The 24,555-nt window shown below is 56.9% G+C and carries 23 protein-coding genes; 12 read left to right on the forward strand and 11 right to left on the reverse strand.

Annotated features, from left to right (window positions below):
- Positions 1 to 16: 16 nt before the first annotated feature.
- From nuoL to J3P75_RS10595, 11 genes are all read right to left on the reverse strand, one after another.
- Positions 17 to 1,870: an NADH-quinone oxidoreductase subunit L gene (gene nuoL, locus J3P75_RS10545; RefSeq protein ID WP_434710283.1), complete on the reverse strand. Its 1,854-nt coding sequence runs from the start codon at positions 1,868 to 1,870 to the stop codon at positions 17 to 19.
- Complete coding sequence (gene nuoK / locus J3P75_RS10550) at positions 1,867 to 2,175, reverse strand: NADH-quinone oxidoreductase subunit NuoK (RefSeq protein ID WP_003180046.1); 309 nt, start codon at positions 2,173 to 2,175, stop codon at positions 1,867 to 1,869. The genes nuoL and nuoK overlap by 4 nt, the downstream gene beginning before the upstream one ends.
- A 3-nt stretch (positions 2,176 to 2,178) precedes the next feature.
- Positions 2,179 to 2,679, reverse strand: coding sequence for an NADH-quinone oxidoreductase subunit J (nuoJ, locus tag J3P75_RS10555; RefSeq protein ID WP_090284375.1), 501 nt, complete (start codon positions 2,677 to 2,679; stop codon positions 2,179 to 2,181).
- A 9-nt stretch (positions 2,680 to 2,688) separates the two neighbouring features.
- Positions 2,689 to 3,237, reverse strand: coding sequence for an NADH-quinone oxidoreductase subunit NuoI (gene nuoI, locus J3P75_RS10560; RefSeq protein ID WP_016775283.1), 549 nt, complete (start codon positions 3,235 to 3,237; stop codon positions 2,689 to 2,691).
- Positions 3,238 to 3,248: 11 nt separating this feature from the next.
- Positions 3,249 to 4,256, reverse strand: coding sequence for an NADH-quinone oxidoreductase subunit NuoH (gene nuoH / locus J3P75_RS10565; RefSeq protein ID WP_039763316.1), 1,008 nt, complete (start codon positions 4,254 to 4,256; stop codon positions 3,249 to 3,251).
- Complete coding sequence (gene nuoG / locus J3P75_RS10570; RefSeq protein ID WP_434710285.1) at positions 4,253 to 6,967, reverse strand: NADH-quinone oxidoreductase subunit NuoG; 2,715 nt, start codon at positions 6,965 to 6,967, stop codon at positions 4,253 to 4,255. The genes nuoH and nuoG overlap by 4 nt, the downstream gene beginning before the upstream one ends.
- 136 nt (positions 6,968 to 7,103) lie before the next feature.
- Entirely contained in the window at positions 7,104 to 8,459 is a 1,356-nt protein-coding gene (gene nuoF / locus J3P75_RS10575) for an NADH-quinone oxidoreductase subunit NuoF (protein WP_064363636.1), read from the reverse strand.
- The gene (nuoE, locus tag J3P75_RS10580) at positions 8,456 to 8,953 is read right to left on the reverse strand and encodes an NADH-quinone oxidoreductase subunit NuoE (RefSeq protein WP_003223804.1); all 498 of its coding nucleotides are present in this window, start codon (positions 8,951 to 8,953) and stop codon (positions 8,456 to 8,458) included. The genes nuoF and nuoE overlap by 4 nt, the downstream gene beginning before the upstream one ends.
- A 2-nt stretch (positions 8,954 to 8,955) precedes the next feature.
- Positions 8,956 to 10,740 carry an NADH-quinone oxidoreductase subunit C/D gene (gene nuoC, locus J3P75_RS10585; protein ID WP_056788887.1) on the reverse strand — a complete coding sequence of 595 codons (1,785 nt, stop codon included), beginning with the start codon at positions 10,738 to 10,740 and terminating at the stop codon, positions 8,956 to 8,958.
- Between the two features lie 69 nt (positions 10,741 to 10,809).
- Positions 10,810 to 11,484, reverse strand: coding sequence for a NuoB/complex I 20 kDa subunit family protein (locus J3P75_RS10590; protein ID WP_016775278.1), 675 nt, complete (start codon positions 11,482 to 11,484; stop codon positions 10,810 to 10,812).
- A gap of 10 nt (positions 11,485 to 11,494) precedes the next feature.
- Complete coding sequence (locus J3P75_RS10595) at positions 11,495 to 11,908, reverse strand: NADH-quinone oxidoreductase subunit A (protein WP_003223812.1); 414 nt, start codon at positions 11,906 to 11,908, stop codon at positions 11,495 to 11,497.
- A gap of 869 nt (positions 11,909 to 12,777) precedes the next feature.
- On the opposite strand from J3P75_RS10595, the gene J3P75_RS10600 reads away from it, so the two are divergent.
- From J3P75_RS10600 to J3P75_RS10655, 12 genes are all read left to right on the forward strand, one after another.
- Positions 12,778 to 14,028 (forward strand): aminotransferase class I/II-fold pyridoxal phosphate-dependent enzyme, encoded by a 1,251-nt coding sequence (locus J3P75_RS10600; protein WP_434597156.1) that lies wholly within the window; start codon positions 12,778 to 12,780, stop codon positions 14,026 to 14,028.
- On the forward strand, positions 14,025 to 14,852 hold the full coding sequence (locus J3P75_RS10605; protein WP_434710287.1) for an HpcH/HpaI aldolase/citrate lyase family protein: 828 nt from the start codon (positions 14,025 to 14,027) through the stop codon (positions 14,850 to 14,852). The genes J3P75_RS10600 and J3P75_RS10605 overlap by 4 nt, the downstream gene beginning before the upstream one ends.
- A 10-nt stretch (positions 14,853 to 14,862) precedes the next feature.
- The gene (locus J3P75_RS10610; RefSeq protein ID WP_434710289.1) at positions 14,863 to 15,387 is read left to right on the forward strand and encodes a MaoC family dehydratase; all 525 of its coding nucleotides are present in this window, start codon (positions 14,863 to 14,865) and stop codon (positions 15,385 to 15,387) included.
- 50 nt (positions 15,388 to 15,437) lie between these two features.
- A complete protein-coding gene (locus J3P75_RS10615) occupies positions 15,438 to 16,178 on the forward strand; it encodes an SDR family NAD(P)-dependent oxidoreductase (protein WP_434710290.1) in 741 nt (246 codons plus the stop codon).
- A gap of 59 nt (positions 16,179 to 16,237) precedes the next feature.
- Entirely contained in the window at positions 16,238 to 17,224 is a 987-nt protein-coding gene (locus J3P75_RS10620) for an ornithine cyclodeaminase family protein (protein ID WP_434710292.1), read from the forward strand.
- Between the two features lie 59 nt (positions 17,225 to 17,283).
- Positions 17,284 to 18,261: a C-terminal binding protein gene (locus J3P75_RS10625; RefSeq protein ID WP_434710294.1), complete on the forward strand. Its 978-nt coding sequence runs from the start codon at positions 17,284 to 17,286 to the stop codon at positions 18,259 to 18,261.
- Positions 18,254 to 18,994 (forward strand): class II aldolase/adducin family protein, encoded by a 741-nt coding sequence (locus J3P75_RS10630; RefSeq protein ID WP_434597169.1) that lies wholly within the window; start codon positions 18,254 to 18,256, stop codon positions 18,992 to 18,994. The genes J3P75_RS10625 and J3P75_RS10630 overlap by 8 nt, the downstream gene beginning before the upstream one ends.
- The gene (locus J3P75_RS10635; protein ID WP_434710296.1) at positions 18,991 to 20,094 is read left to right on the forward strand and encodes a pyridoxal phosphate-dependent aminotransferase; all 1,104 of its coding nucleotides are present in this window, start codon (positions 18,991 to 18,993) and stop codon (positions 20,092 to 20,094) included. Before J3P75_RS10630 ends, J3P75_RS10635 begins: the two co-directional genes overlap by 4 nt.
- Before the next feature lie 67 nt (positions 20,095 to 20,161).
- Positions 20,162 to 20,899 carry a type IV toxin-antitoxin system AbiEi family antitoxin domain-containing protein gene (locus J3P75_RS10640; RefSeq protein WP_434597173.1) on the forward strand — a complete coding sequence of 246 codons (738 nt, stop codon included), beginning with the start codon at positions 20,162 to 20,164 and terminating at the stop codon, positions 20,897 to 20,899.
- A gap of 13 nt (positions 20,900 to 20,912) precedes the next feature.
- Positions 20,913 to 22,130: an ATP-grasp domain-containing protein gene (locus J3P75_RS10645; protein ID WP_434710298.1), complete on the forward strand. Its 1,218-nt coding sequence runs from the start codon at positions 20,913 to 20,915 to the stop codon at positions 22,128 to 22,130.
- Positions 22,127 to 23,335, forward strand: coding sequence for an MFS transporter (locus J3P75_RS10650; RefSeq protein ID WP_434710300.1), 1,209 nt, complete (start codon positions 22,127 to 22,129; stop codon positions 23,333 to 23,335). The genes J3P75_RS10645 and J3P75_RS10650 overlap by 4 nt, the downstream gene beginning before the upstream one ends.
- Before the next feature lie 60 nt (positions 23,336 to 23,395).
- On the forward strand, positions 23,396 to 24,433 hold the full coding sequence (locus J3P75_RS10655; protein WP_434710302.1) for a fatty acid desaturase family protein: 1,038 nt from the start codon (positions 23,396 to 23,398) through the stop codon (positions 24,431 to 24,433).
- Positions 24,434 to 24,555: the final 122 nt, after the last annotated feature.

Raw genomic sequence — 24,555 nt, forward strand, 5'->3', positions numbered from 1 at the left:
ATTCGCAAGGTTCATATCAGACCGCTACCAGCACGATGGCGCCGATTACCAGCACGGCACCAGCAGCCATCGAGGCGGCATACCAACGCAGTTGACCGGTCTCGGTACGGCTCAGGGCAGTGTGACCACCCTTGGCCATACGCGGGATCAGACCGATGGTCTGGTCGAGCGGGTCTTTGCGCAGTACATGGCTGATCGCAAGGTACGGCTTGACGAACAGTTTGTCGTAGATCCAGTCGAAGCCCCAGGCAGCGAACCACCAGGCCGAAAGGAAACGGCCGATGCCGCTGTTGGCGATCGCCGTGACGAAACGACGCTTGCCGAGAAACAGCAGGGCCGCCAGCAGGATACCGGCCAGAGCGATGGCGCCCGAGGCGATTTCCAGACTGTGCTTGGCTTCGCCACCGGCATGCCCGATGCTTTCCGGCAGGACGCCGTGCAGTGGCGGCACGATCATCGCGCCGACAAAAGTCGACAGCACGATCAGCACCGACAGGGGCAGCCAGTGTGCGATGCCGTGGCCGGCGTGGGCTTCGGTCTTGGCTTCACCGTGGAACGTGATGAAGATCAGGCGGAAGGTGTACAGCGAGGTCATGAACGCACCAACCAGACCGGCGTACAGCAGACCCTGGTTGCCGCTGGCGAACGCTTCCCAAAGGATTTCGTCCTTGGAGTAGAAGCCTGCGGTAACCAGTGGCAGCGCGGCCAGTGCAGCACCACCAACGATGAAGCTGGTGTAGGCCAGTGGCAGTTTCTTCCACAGACCGCCCATCTTGAAGATGTTCTGCTCGTGGTGGCAGGCAACGATCACCGCACCGGAAGCAAGGAACAGCAGGGCCTTGAAGAAGGCGTGGGTCATCAGGTGGAAGATCGCGCCTTCCCAGGCGCCAACGCCCAGCGCCAGGAACATGTAGCCGATCTGGCTCATGGTCGAGTAGGCGAGGATGCGTTTGATGTCGGTTTGCACCAGAGCGGCGAAACCAGCGAGCACCAGCGTCACACCACCGACGATCCCGACCAGGTGCAGGATGTCCGGCGCCAGGGTGAACAGACCGTGGGTACGGGCGATCAGGTAGACACCGGCGGTTACCATGGTCGCAGCGTGAATCAGTGCCGACACCGGGGTAGGGCCGGCCATCGCATCGGCGAGCCAGGTTTGCAGCGGCAGTTGTGCCGATTTGCCGACCGCACCACCCAGCAGCATCAGGGTGGCCAGGGTGATCCAGAAGTCGCCGACCTGGAATTTCTGCGGCGCCAGCACCAGCAGTTCCTGGATGTTCAACGTGCCCACTTGCTGGAACAGGATGAACAGGCCGATGGCCATGAACACGTCACCGATCCGGGTCACGATGAAGGCCTTGAGTGCGGCGTTACCGTTGTTGCGGTTGCTGTAGTAGAAACCGATCAACAGGTACGAGCACAGGCCCACGCCTTCCCAGCCGAAGTACAGGAACAACAGGTTATCGCCGAGCACCAGGAACAGCATGCTGGCGATAAACAGGTTGGTGTACGAGAAGAAGCGCGAATAGCCCGCTTCGCCGCGCATGTACCAGGACGCGAACAGGTGGATCAGGAAACCGACGCCGACCACCACGCCGAGCATGGTGATCGACAGGCCGTCGACGTACAGGGCGAAATCAGGCTTGAAGCCTTCTACCGCCATCCACTGCCACAGCACCAGGGTGTAGTGACCGCCTTCGGGAGGCGCGACGTTGAATTGCCAGATGACGTAGGCGGTGACAATCGCCGACAAGCCAATGGATCCCACGCCGACCAGCGCCGAGAGGTTTTCCGACCAGCGTCCACGGGAGAACGACAGCAGCAGGAAACCGATGAGAGGAAATACGAAAGTCAGAAAGATCAGGTTCATCCGCGCATCTCACTGGCAGCGTCGATATCGAGCGTGTGGAAGCGGCGATACAGTTGCAGCAGGATCGCCAGGCCAATACTGGCCTCGGCGGCTGCCAGGCTGATCACCAGGATGAACATGATCTGTCCATCCGGCTGCGCCCAGCGGGCGCCCGCAACGATGAAGGCCAGGGCAGAGGCGTTCATCATCACTTCCAGACTCATCAACACGAACAAAATGTTGCGGCGGACCATCAGGCCGACCAGACCAAGGCAGAACAGGATGCCGGCTACGGCTAAACCATGTTCGAGAGGGATAGCAGGCATGTCTTACTCCTTCGCCTCGTTACGGCCCAAATGGAACGCCGTGACGGCTGCGGCGAGCAGCAGCATCGAGGCGAGTTCGACCACCAGCAGGTACGGGCCGAACAGGCTGATGCCCACGGCCTTGGCGTCTACGGTGGTGTGGCCGATGGCCTGACCGCTCTGGTGAGCGAACAGCACATACAGCAGTTCGGCCAGCAGCAGACCGGCAAGAATCACCGGCCCTGCCCAGATGCCGGGCTTGAGCCAGGTGCGTTCCTGCTGCACCGAGGCCGGGCCCAGGTTCAGCATCATCACCACGAACACGAACAGCACCATGATGGCGCCGGCGTAGGCGATCACTTCCAGCACACCGGCAAACGGTGCGCCGAGCGCGAAAAACGTCATGGCCACGGCGATCAGCGAGATGATCAGGTAGAGCAGGGCGTGCACAGGGTTGGTGTTGGTGACCACACGAAGCGTGGACACCACCGCGATACCCGATGCGAAATAGAAAGCGAATTCCATCGTTCTTCCTTAAGGCAGCAAGCTCTTCACGTTGATCGGTTCGGCTTCGTTCTGCGCAGCGCCTTTCGGCTTGCCAGCGATTGCCATACCTGCAACACGATAGAAGTTGTAATCAGGGTTTTTGCCGGGGCCGGAGATCAGCAGATCTTCTTTCTCGTACACCAGGTCCTGACGTTTGAACTCGGCCATCTCGAAATCCGGGGTCAGCTGGATTGCGGTGGTCGGGCAGGCTTCCTCGCAGAGACCGCAGAAAATGCAGCGCGAGAAGTTGATACGGAAGAAGTCCGGGTACCAGCGACCGTCTTCGGTTTCAGCTTTCTGCAGCGAGATGCAACCCACCGGGCACGCCACGGCGCACAGGTTGCAGGCTACGCAGCGTTCTTCGCCATCGGGGTCGCGGGTCAGGACGATGCGGCCACGGTAACGCGGCGGCAGGTAGACCTGTTCTTCCGGATATTGCAGGGTGTCACGCTTGCGAAAGCCATGGCCGAAGACCATGACCAGGCTGCGCAACTGGGTACCGGTACCCTTAACGATGTCGCCAATATATTTGAACATGGGTCAAATCCTCACTGAACCGCAACCGCAGGCGTGTTCAACAACACAACCGCAGCGGTCACCAGCAAATTGATCAGGGTCAGTGGCAGGCAGAATTTCCAGCTGAAATCCATCACCTGGTCATAACGCGGACGCGGGATGGAAGCGCGCAGCAGGATGAACAGCATGATGAAGAACGCGGTCTTCAGTGCGAACCAGACGAAGGACAGTTGCGGCAGGATGCCGAACGGACCGTGCCAGCCACCGAAGAACAGGGTGACCAGCAGCGCCGAGATCAGGATGATGCCGATGTATTCACCGACGAAGAACATGCCCCATTTCATACCGGCGTATTCAATGTGGTAACCGTCAGCCAGTTCCTGTTCCGCTTCCGGCTGGTCGAACGGGTGACGGTGAGTCACGGCGACGCCAGCGATGAAGAAGGTACAGAAGCCGAAGAACTGCGGAATGATGAACCACAGGTTCTGCGCCTGGTACTCGACGATGTCGCGCATGTTGAACGAGCCGACCTGAACCACGATGCCCATCAGGGCCAGGCCCATGAACACTTCGTAGGACACGGTCTGTGCCGAAGCACGCAGGCTGCCCAAAAGGGCGAATTTGTTGTTGCTCGACCAGCCGGCGAACAGCACTGCATAGACCGACAGACCGGCCATGGCGAAGAAGAACAGCAGGCCGATGTTCAGATCCGCTACGCCCCAGGTCGGGGTGATCGGGATGATCGCGAAGGCGATCAGCAGGGCCGACATGGCGACCACCGGTGCCAGGGTGAAGATCACCTTGTCGGCAAACGGCGGGGTCCAGTCTTCCTTGAAGAACATCTTGAGCATGTCGGCGGCGATCTGGAACATGCCGAACGGGCCAACGCGGTTCGGACCGTAACGGTCCTGCCACCAGCCCAGCAGACGACGTTCGACAAAGCTCAGCAAGGCGCCTGCGACCACCACGGCCAGCAGGATCACGATGGCTTTGATGACCGTCAGGATCACATCGATCACTTCAGGGGTGAACCAGGTCATTGCGCTGCCTCCTGCAGACCGTCGACGGACACGCCGGCGAATGCCGGTGGAATGCCGGCGATGCCCGCAGGCAATGCCACCAGACCGGCGCCCAGTTCTTCATTGATGCGCAGCGGCAGACGCAGGGTCTGGCCGGCCACGTTCAGGCTCAGCAGGGCTCCGTCGTTGACGCCCAGACGATCCGCTTCGGATTTCGCCAGTGCCACGTAAGGGGCCGGAATGCGCTCTTGCACCGGGGCGGCTTTCGAAGAGTTTTCCTCGCTGCCGAACAGGTGGAAGAACGGCACGGCTTGCCAGGTGCCCGGCGCCGGGTTGAAGGCGCGCGGCGCAGCGGCGAACCAGTTCAGCGAGTCGCCAGTGCTTTCGATCAGGCGGGTGCCCGGATCGCCAGCGCGCAGGTGACCACCGACTTCGTCCTGGAACTTGTTCCACGCTTGTGGCGAGTTCCAGCCCGGCGACCAGGCAAACGGCACCTGCTGACGCGGTTCGGCAGAGCCCGAGTAACCTTCCATGGAGAAGGCGAACGCGGTGTCGTGGTCTTGCGGCATGCGTGGTTCGTGGACGCTGATGTCGGCGCGCATCGCGGTGCGACCGGAATAACGCAGCGGCTCACGCGCCAGTTTCAGACCCTTGATGCGGAACGCCGCCGACGGCGCGGCATCGACGATACGCGCCAGCTGTTCGGTGTTCGAAGCCACGGCAGCGGTGACGTGGTCGAGTTGCGTCCAGTCGATCGGCTGGTTCAGCAGGGTCGCACGCAGGGCATGCAGCCAGCGCCAGCCTTCGTGAACGAGGATGCTCGCGTCCAGATATTGCGGATCGAAAACCTGGAAGAAGCGCTGGGCGCGGCCTTCCTGGCTGACCAGCGTACCGTCGCCTTCGGCGAAGCTTGCCGCTGGCAGAACCAGTTGCGCGCGATCGGTGGTGGCGGTTTTCTGATGGTCGGCAACGATCACCACTTTCGCGGCGTTCAGTGCAGCGTCGACCTTGGCTTTGGCGGTGCGGGTGTACAGATCGTTTTCCAGCACGACGATCGCATCAGCCTGGCCATCGATGACCGCTTGCAGCGCGGCGTCGACCGATTCGCCACCGAGCATGGCCAGACCGAGGCTGTTGGCTTCCGGCACGATCAGGCTGATCGAACCGTTCTTCTCGCGCAGCTTCAAGGCTTTGGCGATGTTCGCCGCGGCTTCGATCAGCGCTTTCGAACCGAGCGAAGTGCCGGCGATGATCAGCGGACGCTTGGCCGCGAGCAGGGCGTCGGCGATGCGCTGGGCCAGTTCCAGCGCTTCAGCGTCCAGGCCTTCAACGGCCGGAGCGCTGGCATCCAGCGCGTGAGCAACGGCGAAACCGATGCGTGCCAGATCATCGGGAGCGGCGTGTACGCATTCTTCGGCGACGTCGTCGAGCTTGGTTTCAGCGAGGCTGGCGATGAACAGCGGATTCAGCGCGTGCTGACCGATGTTCTTCACAGCGGCGTCGAGCCAGGGCTGGACGCGCATGGCTTCAGCCATGTCTTCAGCCTTGCCCTTGACCGATTGGCGCAGGGCCAGCGCCATACGCGCGGCGGTCTGGGTCAGGTCTTCGCCGAGGACGAAGATTGCGTCGTGATCTTCGATGTCGCGCATGTTCGGCACAGGCAGCGGGCTGTCTTTGAGCACCTGCAGAACCAGACGGATGCGCTCCAGCTCGGACGCTTCGATACCCGAGTAGAAGTGCTCGGCGCCGACCAGTTCGCGCAACGCGTAGTTGCTTTCGAGGCTGGCACGCGGCGAACCGATACCGACGATGTTGCGGCCGCGCAGCAGGTCGGCGGCTTTATCCAGCGCGTCGTCCAGGCTCAGCCTGGTGCCGTCGGCCAGCAGCGGCTGACGTGGGCGATCGGTGCGGTTGACGTAGCCATAACCGAAACGGCCACGGTCGCAGAGGAAGTACTGGTTCACCGAACCGTTGAAACGGTTTTCGATGCGACGCAGTTCACCGTAACGCTCGCCCGGCGAGATGTTGCAGCCGCTCGAGCAGCCATGGCAGATGCTCGGGGCGAACTGCATGTCCCATTTACGGTTGTAGCGCTCGGAGTGGGTCTTGTCGGTGAACACACCGGTCGGGCAGACCTCGGTGAGGTTGCCGGAGAACTCGCTTTCGAGGGTGCCGTCTTCAACGCGACCGAAGTACACGTTGTCGTGGGCGCCGAATACACCGAGGTCGGTGCCGCCGGCGTAGTCCTTGTAGAAACGCACGCAGCGGTAACAGGCGATGCAGCGGTTCATTTCGTGGGAAATGAACGGGCCCAGTTGCTGGTTCTGGTGGGTGCGTTTGCTGAAGCGATAACGGCGCTCGTTGTGGCCGGTCATCACGGTCATGTCTTGCAGGTGGCAGTGGCCACCTTCCTCGCACACCGGGCAGTCGTGCGGGTGGTTGGTCATCAGCCATTCGACAACGCTGGCGCGGAACGCCTTGGATTCTTCATCGTCGATGGAGATCCAGGTGTTGTCGGTGGCAGGCGTCATGCAGGACATAACGATGCGACCACGGGTGTCGTTTTCGTCGGTGTACTGCTTGACCGCGCACTGGCGGCAGGCCCCGACGCTACCAAGTGCGGGGTGCCAGCAGAAATATGGAATGTCGAGGCCCAGCGACAGACATGCCTGTAACAGGTTGTCTGCCCCGTCGACTTCGAGCGCTTTGCCGTCTACGTGGATAGTGGCCATGGTTCAAAGGTCTTCGTTGGCCCGGTGTCAGCGGGCGTGGCTAATGGAATCTTGTTATGCGTCCGAATCCAGTCAGCCCCGAAAGGCGTCATCGGACGAAAGGCGAAGGGCACGGACCCTTCGCCTTTTTAAGCGTTTACGCGCCGACTACGATCGGCCTTGCCAGAGGCGGGACGGCGGCGCTGACAGGCGCGATACCGGCTTCGAACTCTGGACGGAAGTATTTGATGGCACTGCCCAACGGCTCCACGGCACCCGGTGCGTGAGCACAGAAGGTCTTGCCTGGGCCGAGGAAACCGACCAGACCCAGCAGGGTCTCGATGTCGCCGGGCTGACCCTTGCCCTGTTCGATGGCCATCAAGAGCTTAACGCTCCATGGCAGGCCATCGCGGCACGGGGTGCAGAAACCGCAGGATTCGCGCGCGAAGAACTGCTCCATGTTGCGCAGCAGCGAGACCATGTTGACGCTGTCGTCCACCGCCATCGCCAGACCGGTACCCATACGGGTGCCGACCTTGGCAATGCCGCCGGCATACATCTGTGCGTCGAGGTGTTCCGGCAGGAGGAAACCGGTACCGGCACCCCCTGGCTGCCAGGCCTTGAGCTTGAAACCGTCGCGCATGCCGCCGGCGTAGTCTTCGAACAACTCGCGGCCGGTGACGCCGAACGGCAGTTCCCACAGGCCCGGGTTCTTGACCTTGCCGGAGAAGCCCATGAGCTTGGTGCCCATGTCTTCGGAGCCTTCGCGGGCCAGCGATTTGTACCAGTCAACGCCGTCGGCAATGATCGCCGGCACGTTGCACAGGGTTTCGACGTTGTTCACGCAGGTCGGCTTGCCCCACACGCCGACGGCGGCAGGGAAGGGCGGCTTGGAGCGCGGGTTGGCGCGGCGGCCTTCGAGGGAGTTGATCAGGGCGGTTTCTTCTCCGCAGATGTAACGCCCGGCGCCGGTGTGGACGAACAGCTCGAAATCGAAACCGCTGCCCAGAATGTTCTTGCCCAGCAGGCCCGCGGCCTTGGCTTCTTCCACGGCCCGGTTGAGGTGCTTGGCGGCGGTGGTGTATTCGCCGCGCAGGAAGATATAGCCACGGTAGGTTTTCAGCGCGCGAGCACTGATCAGCATGCCTTCGATCAGCAGATGGGGCAGTTGCTCCATCAGCATGCGGTCTTTCCAGGTGTTCGGCTCCATTTCATCCGCGTTGCACAGCAGGTAGCGGATGTTGATGGATTCGTCCTTGGGCATCAGGCCCCACTTCACGCCGGTGGGGAAGCCGGCACCGCCGCGACCCTTGAGGCCGGCGTCTTTCACGGTCTGGACGATGGCGTCCTGATCCATGTCGGCGAAGGCTTTGCGCGCAGCAGCGTAACCGTTCTTGGCCTGGTACTCGTCGAGCCACACGGCTTCGCCGTCATCGCGCAGACGCCAGGTCAGCGGGTGAGTCTCGGCCGAACGCTGAATGCGGTTGGCAGGACCGAAAGATGTCAGGGTCATACGTAGCCCTCGAGCAGTTTGGCCACGCCAGCAGGCTGTACGTCGCCAAAGGTGTCGTCGTCGATCATCAGCGCCGGTGCCTTGTCACAGTTGCCGAGGCAGCAGACAGGCAGCAGGGTGAAACGACCGTCGGCGGTGGTCTGACCCAGGCCGATGCCCAGATTGTTCTGGATTTCGCTGACCACCGACTCGTGGCCGCCGATGTAGCAGACCATGCTGTCGCAGACGCGAATGATGTGGCGGCCGACCGGTTGACGGAAGATCTGGCTATAAAACGTCGCCACGCCTTCAACGTCGCTGGCCGGGATGCCGAGGATCTCGCCGATTGCGTACAGGGCGCCGTCCGGCACCCAGCCGCGTTCCTTCTGAACGATCTTCAGGGCTTCGATCGACGCCGCGCGCGGGTCTTCGTAGTGATGCAGCTCGTGCTCGATGGCCGAGCGCTCGGTTTCACTCAGGGTGAAACGGTCTGTCTGGATAAGCGTGCTGTTCATGCTTAGCGGTCCACGTCGGCCATAACGAAGTCGATACTACCCAGGTACGCAATCAAGTCCGCGACCATGCTGCCTTTGATCACCGAAGGGATCTGCTGCAGGTGCGGGAAACTCGGAGTGCGGATCCGGGTACGGTAGCTCATGGTGCCGCCGTCGCTCGTCAGGTAATAACTGTTGATGCCCTTGGTCGCTTCGATCATCTGGAAGGATTCGTTGGCCGGCATGACCGGGCCCCACGAAACCTGCAGGAAGTGCGTGATCAGGGTTTCGATGTGCTGCAGCGTGCGCTCTTTGGGCGGCGGCGTGGTCAGCGGGTGATCCGCCTTGTACGGGCCTTCCGGCATGTTGCGCATGCACTGGTCGATGATCTTGATGCTCTGGCGCATCTCTTCGACGCGGACCATGCAGCGGTCGTAGGCATCGCCGTTGACGGCCAGCGGTACTTCGAATTCGAAGTTTTCGTAGCCCGAGTACGGACGCGCTTTACGCAGGTCGAAATCGCAACCGGTCGAACGCAGGCCGGCACCGGTGACGCCCCATTCCAGAGCTTCTTTGGTGTTGTAGGCAGCGACGCCGACGGTACGCCCCTTGAGGATGCTGTTCTGCAGCGCAGCCTTGGTGTATTCGTCCAGACGCTTGGGCATCCACTCGACGAAATCCTTAACCAGCTTTTCCCAGCCGCGCGGCAGGTCGTGGGCAACACCACCGATGCGGTACCAGGCCGGATGCAGACGGAAACCGGTGATCGCTTCGATCACCGTGTACGCCTTCTGGCGGTCGGTGAAGGTGAAGAACACCGGCGTCATCGCGCCAACGTCCTGGATGTAGGTCCCCAGGAACAGCAGGTGGCTGGTGATCCGGAAGAACTCGGCCATCATGATGCGTATGACATCGACCTTCTGCGGCACCTTGATGCCGGCCAGCTTCTCGACCGAGAGCACGTACGGCAGGTTGTTCATCACGCCGCCGAGGTAGTCGATGCGGTCGGTGTAGGGAATGTAGCTGTGCCAGGACTGACGCTCGCCCATCTTCTCGGCACCACGGTGGTGGTAACCGATGTCCGGAACGCAATCGACGATCTCTTCACCGTCCAGTTGCAGGATGATGCGGAACGCACCGTGCGCGGACGGGTGGTTCGGGCCGAGGTTGAGGAACATGTAGTCCTCGTTGGCGCCGGAACGCTTCATGCCCCAGTCTTCAGGGCGGAAACGCGCGGCTTCCTCTTCAAGCTGCTGCTTGGCGAGGTTGAGGCTGAACGGATCGAATTCGGTGGCGCGCGCCGGGAAGTCCTTGCGCAGCGGGTGACCTTCCCAGGTCGGCGGCATCATGATGCGCGACAGGTGCGGGTGGCCTTTGAAGTCGATACCGAACATGTCCCAGACTTCGCGCTCGTACCAGTTGGCGTTCGGCCAGATGCTGGTGACGGAAGGCATGCTGAGGTCGCCTTCGGACAAGGCGACCTTGATCATCACGTCACTATTACGCTCCAGCGACATGAGGTGATAGAACACGGTGAAATCGGCGCCGGTCGGCAGCCCTTGACGCTTGGTGCGCAGACGCTCGTCCACGCCGTGCAGGTCATAGAGCATGACGTACGGCTTGGGCAGGTTGCGCAGGAAAGTCAGGACTTCAACCAGTCTGGCGCGGGCCACCCACAGCACCGGCATGCCGGTGCGGGTTGCCTGAGCGGTGAACGCTTCGGCGCCAAAGCGGTTGTTCAATTCGACGACCACATCCTGGTCGTCTGCCTTGTAAGGCGGGATGTACAGAGCACTGCCTGTAGTCATGGTTATTTTTTCGCTTTCGGTCAACGTAAAGAATGAAGCCAGCTTCTCGTTACTAAGAACAGATCTGGATCAGACTTCGTCAGGGCTGCGCAGATTGGTGACTGCGATTCGCTGTTCGCGGCGCTGTTCCTTTTGCGAAGGCATGTCGGCGCGATACACGCCTTGATCACCAACGACCCAGGAAAGCGGACGACGCTCCTGTCCAATCGATTCCTGCAACAGCATCAAGCCTTGCAGAAATGCTTCCGGACGGGGCGGGCAGCCAGGTACGTAGACGTCCACGGGCAGGAACTTGTCCACGCCTTGAACCACGGAGTAGATGTCGTACATGCCACCGGAGTTGGCGCACGAACCCATGGAAATTACCCATTTCGGTTCGAGCATCTGCTCGTAGAGACGCTGAATGATCGGCGCCATCTTGATGAAGCAGGTACCGGCGATAACCATGAAGTCAGCCTGACGCGGCGAGGCCCGGATCACTTCGGCGCCAAAGCGCGCGATGTCGTGGGGCGCCGTGAAGGCGGTGGTCATTTCCACGTAGCAGCACGACAGGCCGAAGTTGTACGGCCACAGGGAGTTTTTACGCCCCCAGTTGACCGCGCCACTCAGCACGTCTTCCAGCTTGCCCATGAAAATGTTTTTGTGGACTTGATCTTCTAACGGATCGGCAACGGTTTCCCGCTGGCCAATCGGATACTGCTCGTTAGGAGCATCGGGGTCGATCCTGGTGAGATTGTATTGCATTGCCAAAGCCTCATTGTTTCAGCTTCGCTTGCCGCTTGCGACGAGCTTCCGGAGCCCAGTCAAGGGCGCCCACTCGGAACAGGTAGACAAGACCTGCCAACAGAATTGCTATGAAAACGAGAGCTTCGACGAATCCGGTCCAGCCGCTTTCGCGGACGGACACAGACCATGCAAAGAGAAAGAGGGCTTCGATATCGAAGATCACGAAGAGCATCGCGACCAGATAGAATTTGGCTGAGAGCCGCAAGCGGGCGCCACCGGTAGGTAGCATGCCCGACTCGAACGGTTCGTTTTTGCTGCGACCCCAGGCTTTTGACCCAAGGAGGCTGGAGACGCCAAGCATGAAGGCACACAGGCCGACGACACCCAGAAGGAAAATGGCAAAGCCCCAGTTGTGGGCCATGAGTCCTGTCGCTTCGGGCATGCTGGTAATCCTTAACAGAGAGCAAAGGTCTCTGAGCTTGATAAAGAAATAAGGCAGTGACGATATGTCGCAGCAATCAATCGGGCTGATTTTATGGCTAAACACCCGGCAAGTAAAATTCCTGTAGCGAAATTATTTATTGGAATAAGGACCTAGCGCACCTTGACTGGGCTGAAACCCAGCAGTTGCGGGGCATTAGCCGGCTTTTCAATAATTGTGTTTTGCAGCAGGTGTAACGAAATCGCACCTCAAATGATAATGAATATTGTTTGCGTTGTTGTCAGGGTTTTTCAGGCATTTTGCAGGCGCAAAGTTATTGGTAGGTGAGATACCAGGCAACTTGCGCGTTCGGTTTTTCCATTTTTTTTCAATTGGACTGCTCCAGATCAATATTCTGTTTCTTCCGTCGGGCCTTTGCCTCGCCCGGAACGGTGATCCGGGCGTGCACATGTCGTGTTGTTGGTTTCTCGCCCCTAAGGAATCTGCTTGCATCGGCGGTGGAGGCTCGATAGGGCGGCATTGACTTGCGCGGGACAAGTGGCCCGTCGTTTGAAAAGCCTGCATGGACGGTCACGTGCGGTGCAATGCCTCATGTTTTTTTCCGACAATGTTTAGATAATCCGTAAATATTAACCCTTGGCATTACTCTCTTTGGTTTGTTTGCGAGTGACTTATAAAAACACTTGACGTTCCTCTAAGTGATTTGCATATTGGCTCGCGCTGATCGAGTTAATGTTGTATTGCTTAAACCCAAGCGGATGCCTTGGGTTGTCTTTCTTATCGTTTAATTCCTCAGTGTGATAACAATGGTATGTCATGTCTGCGAAGTCGACGTTTATTGAAGCTTGTCTATTGCAAGGGAGATGCGAATGTCTGATTCAAAAAATCAATATATAAATACCGCCAGGACTGTCGAGATTGGCAATCCATCATGGCAACTCGCCCAGGACTCCGGGCTGACTGACTTGAGTGTAAGGCATATCGCTCATAGTCGTATGATCGATCAGAATGAACATGCCTTTATGAATATGTGCTCATGTTCTTATCTGGGGCTTGAGATTGATCAGCGCCTGGCTCAGCGCGCTGCAGAATACGTGCTGCAGAGCGGCACCGTAAATCTTCCCACCTCGCGTATCCGGATTCGTCTGAAAGAACTGGATGAGCTTGAGCAAGCCATGTCTGCCCAGTTCCGCTGCAGTGTGTTCACGGCAACTTCCTGTAGTGCCGGCATTGTTGCCTCCTTGCCCTTGCTTGCGGCAGGTATGTTCACAGACGGGCAACGGCCTTATCTGATTTTCGATAAACATGCTCACTTTGCATTGAATCAGGTGAAAGCTATTTGTGGGGATGAAACCCAGGTTGTGACTTGCAATCACAATGATGTCGAATTTATCGAAGATATGTGCAAGCGTCACCCATTGGTTGCTTATGTAGCTGATGGTGCATACAGCATGGGTGGCAGCGCACCTATTGAGCGACTATTAGAGCTGCAGGACAAATATGGCTTGTTTCTATACTTTGATGACTCGCACTCATTAAGTGCTTATGGTGAGCGAGGCGAGGGATATATTCGAACATTCATGCCTGAGCTCAGTCCTCGGACCATGCTTGTCTACTCTCTGGCCAAGGCTTTCGGGGCCAACGGTGGCGGCATATTCATGTCAGAACGTGCAAACTACCAGCAGATCTTCCGCCGTTTTGGCGGGCCAATGTCCTATTCGCAATATGTTAATCCGGCCACCATCGGCGCTGCGATGGCGTCGCTGGATATTCACAAGACGCCTGAACTGGGTGTTTTGCAGCAAAAGCTCGACTCCAATATCCGTCTTTTCGACAGCCTGTTCACTACAGAGCACGCAGGTTCGGGTTTGCCTATCCGGGTGATTCCTCTGGATAGCCCGGATATGGCTGTTCATGTATCGGAAATGGTGTTCAAGCGCGGGTTTTATACCTCCGCCGTGTTCTTCCCGATTGTTGCGAGGAACAAATCGGGACTGCGCGTGATGATGCGTGCTGATATGTCCCACGACGATATCCGAGAGTTCTGCGCAGTCGTTCGCGCCGAAGTGGCGCTGGCACGACAGCATTTGCAACCGGTACGGAGCCATGAATCCCGATGAGCAAACCAGTCCCGAGAAGCCTGCTTTATTGTTCTGCGCTGCATCCTGAGCAATATGCCAAGAGTGCCCTCACAGATGTCATGGTGATCGATCTGGAGGACGGTGTCCCTCACGCGCAAAAAAATCAGGCGCGGGCGTGCGTCGATCGGTTTTTTGCAACGGAGACTTCGAAACGTACAGCCCTGCGCATCAACCCGCTCCGTGATAACGAGGGATTGCTCGATCTATTGCTCGTGCAGTCACTCAGGCAGCGACCCGAATTCGTTGTTTTGGCGATGACCGAGGCCGCGGCTGAAATAGAAGTGGTGCGCGCCAATCTGATCCGAGAGGGAGAGGCGCCGAAAATTCTCGTTACGGTTGAAACACCGGCGTGTCTTCGTGACATATATGCAATCGCTTCCGCTGCGGATGGCTTGATCTTCGGTTCGGCGGACTACGCTGCAAGTCTCGGAGTGCAGATCGGCGGGTGGAGCAATATCTTCCATGCCCGCTGCAGCATTGTTGCGGCGGCAAGTGCCGCGGGCATTCCCGCCTTCGATACTGCGTATTTCAATCTCGATGATGACGCAGGGCTGCTTAAAGAATGCCAGGACACTCGGGAATTGGGCTTTAGCGGCAAAACTTCCATTCATCCTCGACAAATTTCCATCATCAATGAAGCGTTCACTCCCTCTTTGGCAGAGTACGAACATGCTTTAGCGGTGGTGGAAGCGTCCCAATCGAGTGGTGACAAGATCACCCGGCTGAAAAACCTCATGGTGGGGCCGCCATTCGTCAAACAGGCCAGGAAGCTGGTTCAGCGCGCCCGTGAACTGGGCCTTTGAGGAGAGCAGTATGGAAACTTTGATTCCTGCACATGAGCAAGTCGGTGCTAATCGTTACCGCGAGTCTTATGGCCTGCATTACGAAGAGTTTGTGGTGGGTGATGTATTTGAGCATCGCCCTGGCCGCACAGTGACCGAGCTGGATAACATCTGGCAGTCGTTGATGAACATGAATAACCATCCTGCCCATATCGACGCGGCTTACGCCAGTCGCACAGAATTCGAGAGGTTGCTGGTAAACAGTTCGGTGACGTTGTCGATTGTCAGTGGCATGACCGTCGCAACGATGAGCGCCCGCGCAATCGCTAATCTTGGCTGGGACGAAATTCGGCTGCCCAATCCGGTATTTGTCGGCGATACCCTGTATGCCGAAAGCGAGGTGGTCTCCAAGCGTGAGTCCCGCTCGCGTCCGGGCCAGGGCATCGTCACTATCAAGGTCATTGGGCGCAAGCAAGATGATGCTCCGGTGATTACCTATCTGCGGACCTTTTTGGTTCCCAAGCAAGGCCACTCTCAGGACTACCCTATTGGCTGACTGTTTCGGGATACCAACGTTGCAGGGGTGGTGCAAAAAAGGAGCATTGCATGGGCAAGCTGGCAGTGATTACGGGCGGGAACTCGGGCATTGGCGAAGCGTGTGTCTGGCGTTTTATCAGAGAAGGGTATGAGGTCGTTTTTGGCGGGCGACGGGAAGCACAGAACCAGGCATTGAGTGAGCGTATCAAAGAGTCCGGCGGACTTGTGCATGGTTATTCAGTCGATCTGCGGGACTCTGCCGCACTGGCGGATTTTTTCCGCAGGATTGCCGCTGATCATCCGCCTGTGAAATGTCTTGTAAACAGCATAGGTATTGAAGGTACACCGTTCACATTGACCGAGGACTACTGTGACACGGTTTTCGAAGATGTCATGGCGACCAATGTAAGAGCCCCATGGCAATGCATGAAGGCCGTTCTACCTACGATGCGGGCGGCAGGAACGGGAAGTATCGTCAATGTGGCGTCGTTGGCCGGGATTCGTGCCAGTGCAACGGGGGGCTCGGTGTACTCGGCGAGCAAGCATGCGCTGGTGGGAATGACGCGTGCCGCAGCCCGGGAATATGCGCCCTTTGGCATTCGGATCAACGCGGTGTGTCCAGCATTTGTCCGGACACCTTTATCGGAAGGCATTCTGGGGGATGAGCTGGAGGCAATGGGCAGGTCACATCCCCTGAATCGTATTTGCGAAGCCGAGGAGGTGGCCAGTGCGGTCTATTGGCTAAGTTCCAAGCAGGCATCTTTTGTTACCGGTATTGCAATGCCGGTGGATGGAGGCACTCAGGCGTGAGCGCAACCGGTTGAGGACAATCGGTTATTTAAAAAAGCGTGACTGGACAAGGAAAAGCCATGCTGCTTCTAAATCGCGAAGATATCGAGCGTTGTATCGAGTTTCCCACGATCGTGCGCGCGCTGGAGGATGCTCTCCGAGGATTCATGTGGTCGGCTCCTGTGGTTCCACAGCGTTTGATTATCGAGCACGAGCCCAAAAAATCATTTTCGTTGTTTATGCCGGCCTTTCTTCCGACGACCCAGACGCTGGGTGTCAAAGTATCGTCTTTTCACCCCGGTAACTCCGCGCGCGGGCTAGCGGCCGTCAACGGCGCAGTATTGCTGATTGATGTCGACACCGGACGTCTTTTGGCGATGCTCGACAGTGGCGCCTTGACTGCCATTCGCACCAGTGCGATGAGCGCGTTGGCGACAGACAAACTCTGTCCCCGGCGGTCAATCAACCTGGCGGTGATCGGTGCAGGAGCTCAGGCCGCTGCTCATATCCGAGCGATGGCAACTGTCAGGGAGTTGAAACAGGTGAGGATCTTTTCTCGCCGTCTGGCCAGCAGCATCGCTTTGGCCGAATGCCTTCGCGCTGAGCTGAATCTGCCAATTGAAGCGGTCTGCGAGATCGAACAGGCACTCGAAAACGCCGATGTCGTTTGCACAACCACGTCCCATGACAGTTCTCAGCCTTTGATCAGCGCCCATCAGCTTGGTCCCGGTGTGCATATAAATGCCATTGGCGGCAGTACGGTGCAGGCATGTGAGGTCGATCCCTGTCTGCTCAAAACCGCGCGAGTCTATGTCGACAATCTGGCGGCGGCATGTCGGGAATCGGGGGAGATTTCCCAGGCATTGGCGAGCTCCGCGATTGACAGGAAAGACGTTCTGGAATTGGGGAGTTTGCTCTTGGGACGGTCTTCGCCGGAGGCCTCTGATAGCCGGAGTTATTTTCGCAGTGTGGGACACGCCAGTCAGGACATGGTGGTCGCTGCCTGCCTATACGCAGTGGCCAAGACAGGACGCATTGGAAAAAACTGCGACTACTTTTGCACTTGATGTAGCTCTTTAGAAAACCGGAACCGCAAATCCATCTGATAGACAAGAAAGGGATGTTCATGAATATTCTGATGATCGATTCGCAGCGCGTGAATTATGTCGACCCCGGAGAGTATGTCTCGGGCGCCAGGCAGCAACTTTTCAAACTCGAAGTGACGTCTAAGCCTACCAACGAGCAGTTGGCCCGGGCCGACGGCATTATCGCTTTTCACTCAGTAGTGGTCGATGAAGCACTGATTGCCAGGATGGAGCGTTGTCGGGCGCTCGTAAAGGCGACTATTGGTCTTGATGATGTCGACGTCGATGCGTTGAGCTCCAAAGGCATTCTCTGCTCCAACATTGGTTCCGTGGGCGCGCAGGAGGTGGCGGAGCACGCAATGGCATTGATTTTACTCGCCCAGCGCAAGCTTCTCGAATATGCCGCTCATACCCGCCATGGCGGCTGGAACTGGCGTTCCCATACAGGTGAAGTCAATGCCTGTAGCGATACGGTTCTGGGGTTGATCGGATATGGCGCAACAGGACGGGAATTGGCGCAAAGAGCTGCGGTCATGGGCTACCGAATCTGTTTCTACGATCCATGGATCAAGCAATGTGCAGGCGATGTCGGCCAGTGCAGCACGCTTGAGTCTTTGCTGGAAGTCGCTGATGTCATCTCCCTGCATCTGCCGTTGACGCCCGAAACCAGAAATCTGCTAAGTGACGCGCAATTTTCGTTGATGAAGTCCGGCGCCACGATCGTCAACACGGCGCGCGGGGGCATCGTCGATACCCAGGCGCTACTTCGCGCGCTTGAATCGGGACAAGTCTCGATGGCATTGCTGGATGTCGTGCAAGAAGAGCCGCTGGTTCCGCAGGCACTTCTAGAGCACGAGCGGGTGTTTTTGACGCCGCATGCCGCTTTCTACAGTGCGCGTTCTCTGGCCCGGTTGAAGGCCGATGCGCTGGATACTTTGATACGCCTGTTGAATGGAGAAAAGGTCAAAACCCTGATTAATCCAGAATGTCTGCCCGAGAAGGTAGAACAACATGCCTGAGTTGAAATTAACCGGCGATACCTCACACTCCGGGTTGCCGGCCTGGTTCGACCTGGAAATTGGCACCAGCATTCTGCAGTACGGTCAGCGCTTGGCCGCGCGACAGTTGCTGGTAAACACTCTGGGTAATATTGCGGTTCGCAGCCAATGTCCATACTGGCAACGCGAAGTGATTTATACCAAACACAGGGGAGTTTCCCTGGAGGAATGCGGCCTGCAACATCTGGCGGTGCTGGATATGCGCTCCGACGAGCTTCTGCACGGGCGCTTCAGGCCCAGTCTCGGGCATCAAATGCATCGAGAAATCATGCGATTGCGCTCTGACGTGAATGCCACCGTGCACCTTCATCCTAACGATGTCATCGCTTTTTTCTCGGTCATGCCGTGGCATCAAATGGAGTACGTGTCGAACGACACGGCATTAGTGATGGGCAAGCCCCCCTACATTCTGGGCTCCGGCGTAAACATCGAACTGGATGTCAGTGCCATAGGCCGCTGTGCCAACGATACCAACTGCATTGTGATGCCCAGTCATGGCATCACCTGTTTTGGCCGTGATCTTTCCGAGGCGTTTCATCGAGCGGTGGCATTCACTGCGGAAATCAGCCGTCTGATCACCAGCCAGTGTCTTGCGGCCGCCACAGGCAGGTCGGTGGCATATGCCAGTCGTGAAGACGTCGCGCAAATGTACGAGCTGGGCGAACACGTGATCTACGGAGGGATGTACACATGAAAATTCATGAGCATATTTCGCGTTCCGGGCTATGGAGGGCACCGGAGCGTGACCTGTCATCCATACTGTTGGACTTGAACGAAAACCAATTCCTGCAGGGGTTTCTGGGGCAATTCATTGCCAGCGAACTGAGACCAGCAGACCTTTTTACCTACCCTAATTATCGACCGCTTCTGGAGGAGCTGGCTGCTTACTGCAATGTTTCCAGCGACCGTTTACTGCTCACCAATGGTGCGGATCAGGCGATCGATCTGGTAATACGCTTGCTTTTCTCTCCCGGAAACAGGGTCGTGGTTCCCTCTCCGGTTTTCTCCTTCTATTACCAGATGCTCAGCATCAACGGTGTCGAGCCGGTCATTGTCGAGTTCGAAAAACAGGTTCAGGGATTTGGCCTCTCAACTGCATCCGTGGTCGAGGCTTTGCAGACCAGCCAGGGACTTATCTTGTGCAATCCCAACAATCCTCTAGGGGTAAAACTCGACCCTGAGCAACTGGCAATCCTGGTCGACGCTTGCGTCAAACAAGACAAACCGTTGATTGTGGACGAATGTTACTTCGAGTATTTGCAGCATTCCTGTCTGACCTTGTTCGGCAACGTCCGGCAGTTGTTTGTCATTCGTTCTTTTTCGAAATACTTCGGCCTGGCCGGATTGCGTCTTGGGTACGTGGTTACGCAACCGGAATCGGTTCGTGAATTGATGAAAGTTCGTGGCCCTTGGGATGTGAATCATGTGGCGGTCAAAGCAGCGATGTACTGCTTGCAGAACCAGGCAACGCTGAGGTTGGCTCACGAAAAACTCGATCGCATCAAAAGTGACATTATCGAAGTCTGTCGTGCGAACTCGATTGTCGTTCTCGAAAGCGATACCAACTTTCTGTTGATTCAGGATCAGCATGACGGTCGTCTGGCTAATGCGTTTGCAAAGGCCGGGATTCGCGTAAGCGACTGTTCGCAATATCCGCACAGTTTTGGTCTGCTTGACAATATGCTGCGCGTGGCGGTGCCCGCGTCATCGGATCTCAAGGCATTACTGATGGCGCTACTGCAGGGCACTGGCAGTGCTGCTGGCTGGAGCGATCTGAAAATTGCGGTCAGGTAATGCGTACTTGTCAGAATAATCCTCGGTGAGTGCGTGTTTCCATTGGATTCAGAGCAGGATGCATTGAATGAAAGGACGTCATCAGTACTCGTTGATCAGAGAACTCTATACCACCATGCCACGGGGCATTCCCTTGGATATGCCAACGCTGCAGAAAATTGGAATTTCCAATCAGCGTGCCGCCAACTATGCAAAAAGTGGCTGGTTGACCCGTGTGGCTCATGGCGTTTATGCACTTCCCAATGAGCCTTTGGGTTTGCCAGCGGCACTGTCGTATCTGTCTCGTAATATCGATGGATTGCATATCGGCGGCTCGAGTTCGTTGCTGACACATACAGGGCAAACGCTGGTGCTTTGGGGAGACGCGCGGCTGAGCTTGCCCCGCTGGTTCTCGGAGCGCTTTGGCGCACGCTACACTCATGCTCGGCTGTTTGATTGGAGTGTCAGCAGCGTGCAGTGCGTAACGTTGATGGATGCATCACAAGCCTTGGGCGGCATTCAATGCTCGACGCCTGAGCGAGCATTACTGGAAATGCTCTATGAAATAGGTGGCAAGCAATCACTTGAGGGTGCCCGGCAGATCTTTTCTCAAGTGGGCGCCTTGTGCCCGGATACCGTGGGCTATCTGTTGAAGTGTTGTACCAGCGTAAAAGCGGTGCGCCTGTTTTTGAAATGGGCGCGTGAGACCGGCGTGCTCAACGTCGATGAGGTGCTCCGTCAGCACTGTATTCCGGTGGGCAGTACCAGTCGCTGGATCACTCGGCTGAAGGACGGTTCGATGCTATCTTTGAAACCCTATGGATAGGGATACCATCAAGATGAATCATATTTTGTTGTTGGATGCAGGGAATCAGTATTACCGCGAATTTGCCTTGGCTTCGCTGGCTAGACAAGCCCCCGTTATCCTGGTTGGCAAGAATCTGCCCGAATGGGCGGATGGCTATGTGAGCCACTGGATAGCGGCAGATCCGGAGCAGGTTGACGACATTATTCGGCAGATTGATTCTATCGGTCTCGAACTGCTGCTCGTAGTGACCTACTACGAATTCTACGTCGAGGCAGTCGCGCAGTTGTCTGAACATTACGGCCTGCGCGGCAACAGCCTGAGCACTGCCCGCATCAGCCGTGACAAGCAGCTCATGCGGCAGGCTTTCGCCGAGCATGGAGTCTCTTCACCTGTTTCCCTGTTGGCCTGCGACGACGAAGAAATCGTCTCGGCGGCGCGCAGGATCGGGTTTCCGGTAGTCATCAAGCCAAGAAAACTGGCGGGCAGCATTGGCGTTGTGCTGGTGGACAGCGAACAGTCTCTGCAAGCGGCGATTACCGCCAGACACGCCAGCGACAAGCTGGTCCGCACGAGCAGTGTGGTGCTGGATGATACGTTGGTTGAAACCTACGTCGATGGCCCCGAGATCAGCGTGGAGTGTCTTGTTGTTCAGGGTAAGGTGAACATTCTTGCGTTGACTCAAAAACGTTTGGGGAGCGCTCCTTATTTCGAAGAAATCGGGCACCTTGTTTCATTCGAACCGGATGATCAGGCGCTGCCTGCGGAGGTCTCCCGGTTGGTGGTTGCCGCTCATGAGGCTTTGTCCGTTGAGTGGGGCATTACTCATACCGAAATTCGTTTGGGCAGGGGCGGCCCGAAGGTCATCGAACTTGCTACGCGTGCGGGTGGTGACCAGATCCTCAAACTGGTTGAGTTGGCCTCGGGCCTGGATCTGTTCAAGCTGCTGGTAGACAGCTACCGGAATCTACCGCTAGCGCTGCAGGCCACGCGGGCAAGGGTGGCCAGTATCGATTTCGTATACCCAGCGGTAGAAGGGGTGTTCGAAGCTGTGCGATGCGCTGGCGCCGTGTTTCCTCAGGGCGTTTCCTCGCAGTTGGTTGTTGAAGCGAGCGTCGGGCGCACCTTGAAAACGCCGCCAGAGGCATTTCTGGATCGGGCAGCCTTCATCATCACCCAGGCAGACACCACACAAGATTGCCGTACTGCCAGCGCCGCGCACCTACGCAGCGTCGAGGTCATACTCTCGTGAAGATTTCGCTGCAAGTTTTCTGTTTGGCGGCAGATATGCGCAACGTCGTTTTGCTTAGGTTCCTGTTCGTTATGGCAAACGCCTTAGGGCCTTTCGCTGCCTTGTTTTTTCAGCGCCATTATCAACTCGACAGTGCCGCAGTGGCCTTGGTCATCACGCTGATGTCGGCTTTTTACCTGGTCGGTAATCTGCTCGGCGGGGCGCTGGTCGGGCGCTTGGCATTCCGGACGTTGCTACTGGCCACGTCATTGTGCTCATCGATGTTTCTGCTGGGCGCTGCCGTATTCAATTCGCCGGCAACCTCGATTGCAATGGTGTTGATGTTCATGTCGTGTGCGGGTCTGATAACGCCAGCCTTCAGCGTTCTGACGTCATTGGCCGCTGATGATGACAACCGGATCGCCTCCTTCGGGTATTTGCATCTGGCGAGCAATCTGGGAGCTGCGCTGGTATTTGTCGCAGGTGGGTATCTGCTCGACATCGATAGTCGCTTTCTGATGTTCTTCTCCATCATCGTGAGTGCAATGTGCGTGGTGGCGAGTGCTTTTCTGGCTTTGCCAGTGCGTTCAGCGACAGGACAGCAGACCGCAAAGGCCTCTTTGGGGGCGATGATTGATGTGCCTCGAATCGTGATTGTTGCAGGTGCGATGTTTTTTGCATTGTCAGTGCTTGATGCTCAGCGTGAATATCAATTGCCGCTTTGGCTCGACGTTGTGACGGCGGGGGAGGCTGCTACCGTGTTTGGTGCGGTCGGTATCGTCAACGCTTTGCTGGTGATTGCGTTGACACAACCCTTGATAGCATTGACGTCTCGTTTTGGGGCACTGAGCAACTTGTCACTGGCAGCGATCTTTTACGGCATCGGTTTTGGTGCCTATGCCATTTTTGAGCAGACCGCGCTGATCCTGTTGTTCGTATTCTTTTGGACTTTGGGTGAAATTCTTGGCATCACCTACATCACCGCGCTGATCTCACAAAAAACCACGTTGCAAACACAGGCCACTCTTTTTTCCCTGATTCCGATTTTGCTCGCGGGAGCGAGAATCGTCTCCGTAGGGCTGGGGGCTTCATTGATCACCGGCGTAGGATTCAAGTTGAGCTGGAGTCTCTACGGTGCAATGGGGATTCTGTTTGGAGTCGGCTGTCTTATCGCTTTCGTCAAGGCAGCTTCACCTCGGAGCGTTTCATCACCGGAACGGAGCTAAAGTGGGCGAGTGAAGCCAGTTGGGTCTTTACAAATTTCAACGGAAGAAGGTGTGTTCAGGATGAGCGCTATAATTCAAGATCTTTATGAGCGGCTGTATACGGTTTGTCCCAGCCTGATCAAAACCCGTGACTTCGAAGATATCGACGTCACGACCAATCGAATGATTTTCTACGGTCTTGTGCTGGTCAACGGTTATCAGTTTCTAATTGCCCCCTGGTTGATCGCGATCAATACCTGGTTTGCACTGACATTGCTGCCGACGTTGTTGTTTGCTTCCACTACGGGAGTCATGGTGCATGAGGCAATCCATGGTCTCTTGCATCCCAATCCGCTGACGAACAGGCGTATGGGTCAAGTGATGGCTGTATTCATGGGGATTTCCTATGACCTGCAGAGGTTTGACCATCTGCGACATCACCGAATCAGCAGAACACAACAGGATTGTGATGAGGTTTACATCGCTGAGCGATCGTCACGGCGCAAGGTGTTGGGCTATTACTACCGAAAACTGTTCGGCGCCTATTGGCATGACTTTGCACTGACGGTCATCGTCTGTTTTCTGCCCGTGCGATATATCTATTCGGTGATGAGCTGCATTTATGGCGTAACTATCGATCCGGGAGATCACTCGGCGTTGTCCATCACCATTCGTAATCGCAAATTGAGTGCGCTGCGCTGTGAAGGAGCATGTATCTTTTTGTTACTGACCTGTAGCGTTTATTTGTACTGGGGAAACCTCTGGGTGTTAATTGTGCTGTATCTGGCAAGAGCTTTCATACTGACAGTGCTGGACAGTTTTGCTCATTATCAGACGCCTCTGAACGATTCCGTATTTGCGCGCAATGTAAAGGTCTCATTTTTTGTTGAGCGGGTATGTTTGATGAACTTCAATTACCACGGCGCGCATCATATTTTTCCTACAGTGCCTTGGAACAAAATCCCACAGTATATGGAGAATTTTCAGCCGCACTTTTGCCTAATTACTCACGGAAGTCTGTATCGATCGCTAAAGTCGAAATATAAACCTCCTCGAGCGTTCCGTGTATGGCCAACGGGTTGGTTGCCCGGTGGACGCAGCGAAGGAAAAAACTGCTAGAGTCCAACGCCTTGTCTTATTTAAAGAGCGGATTTGAATGCTGCTGGCATTGTCTTTTTGATATCGACAAGTACTTGCAAAGGAGCGTGGGGCAAGCGACTGATGGTCGCCAGACCTGCCAA

It is taken from the genome of Pseudomonas sp. R1-1 (genome assembly GCF_051132135.1).
Taxonomy (GTDB): Bacteria; Pseudomonadota; Gammaproteobacteria; order Pseudomonadales; family Pseudomonadaceae; genus Aquipseudomonas.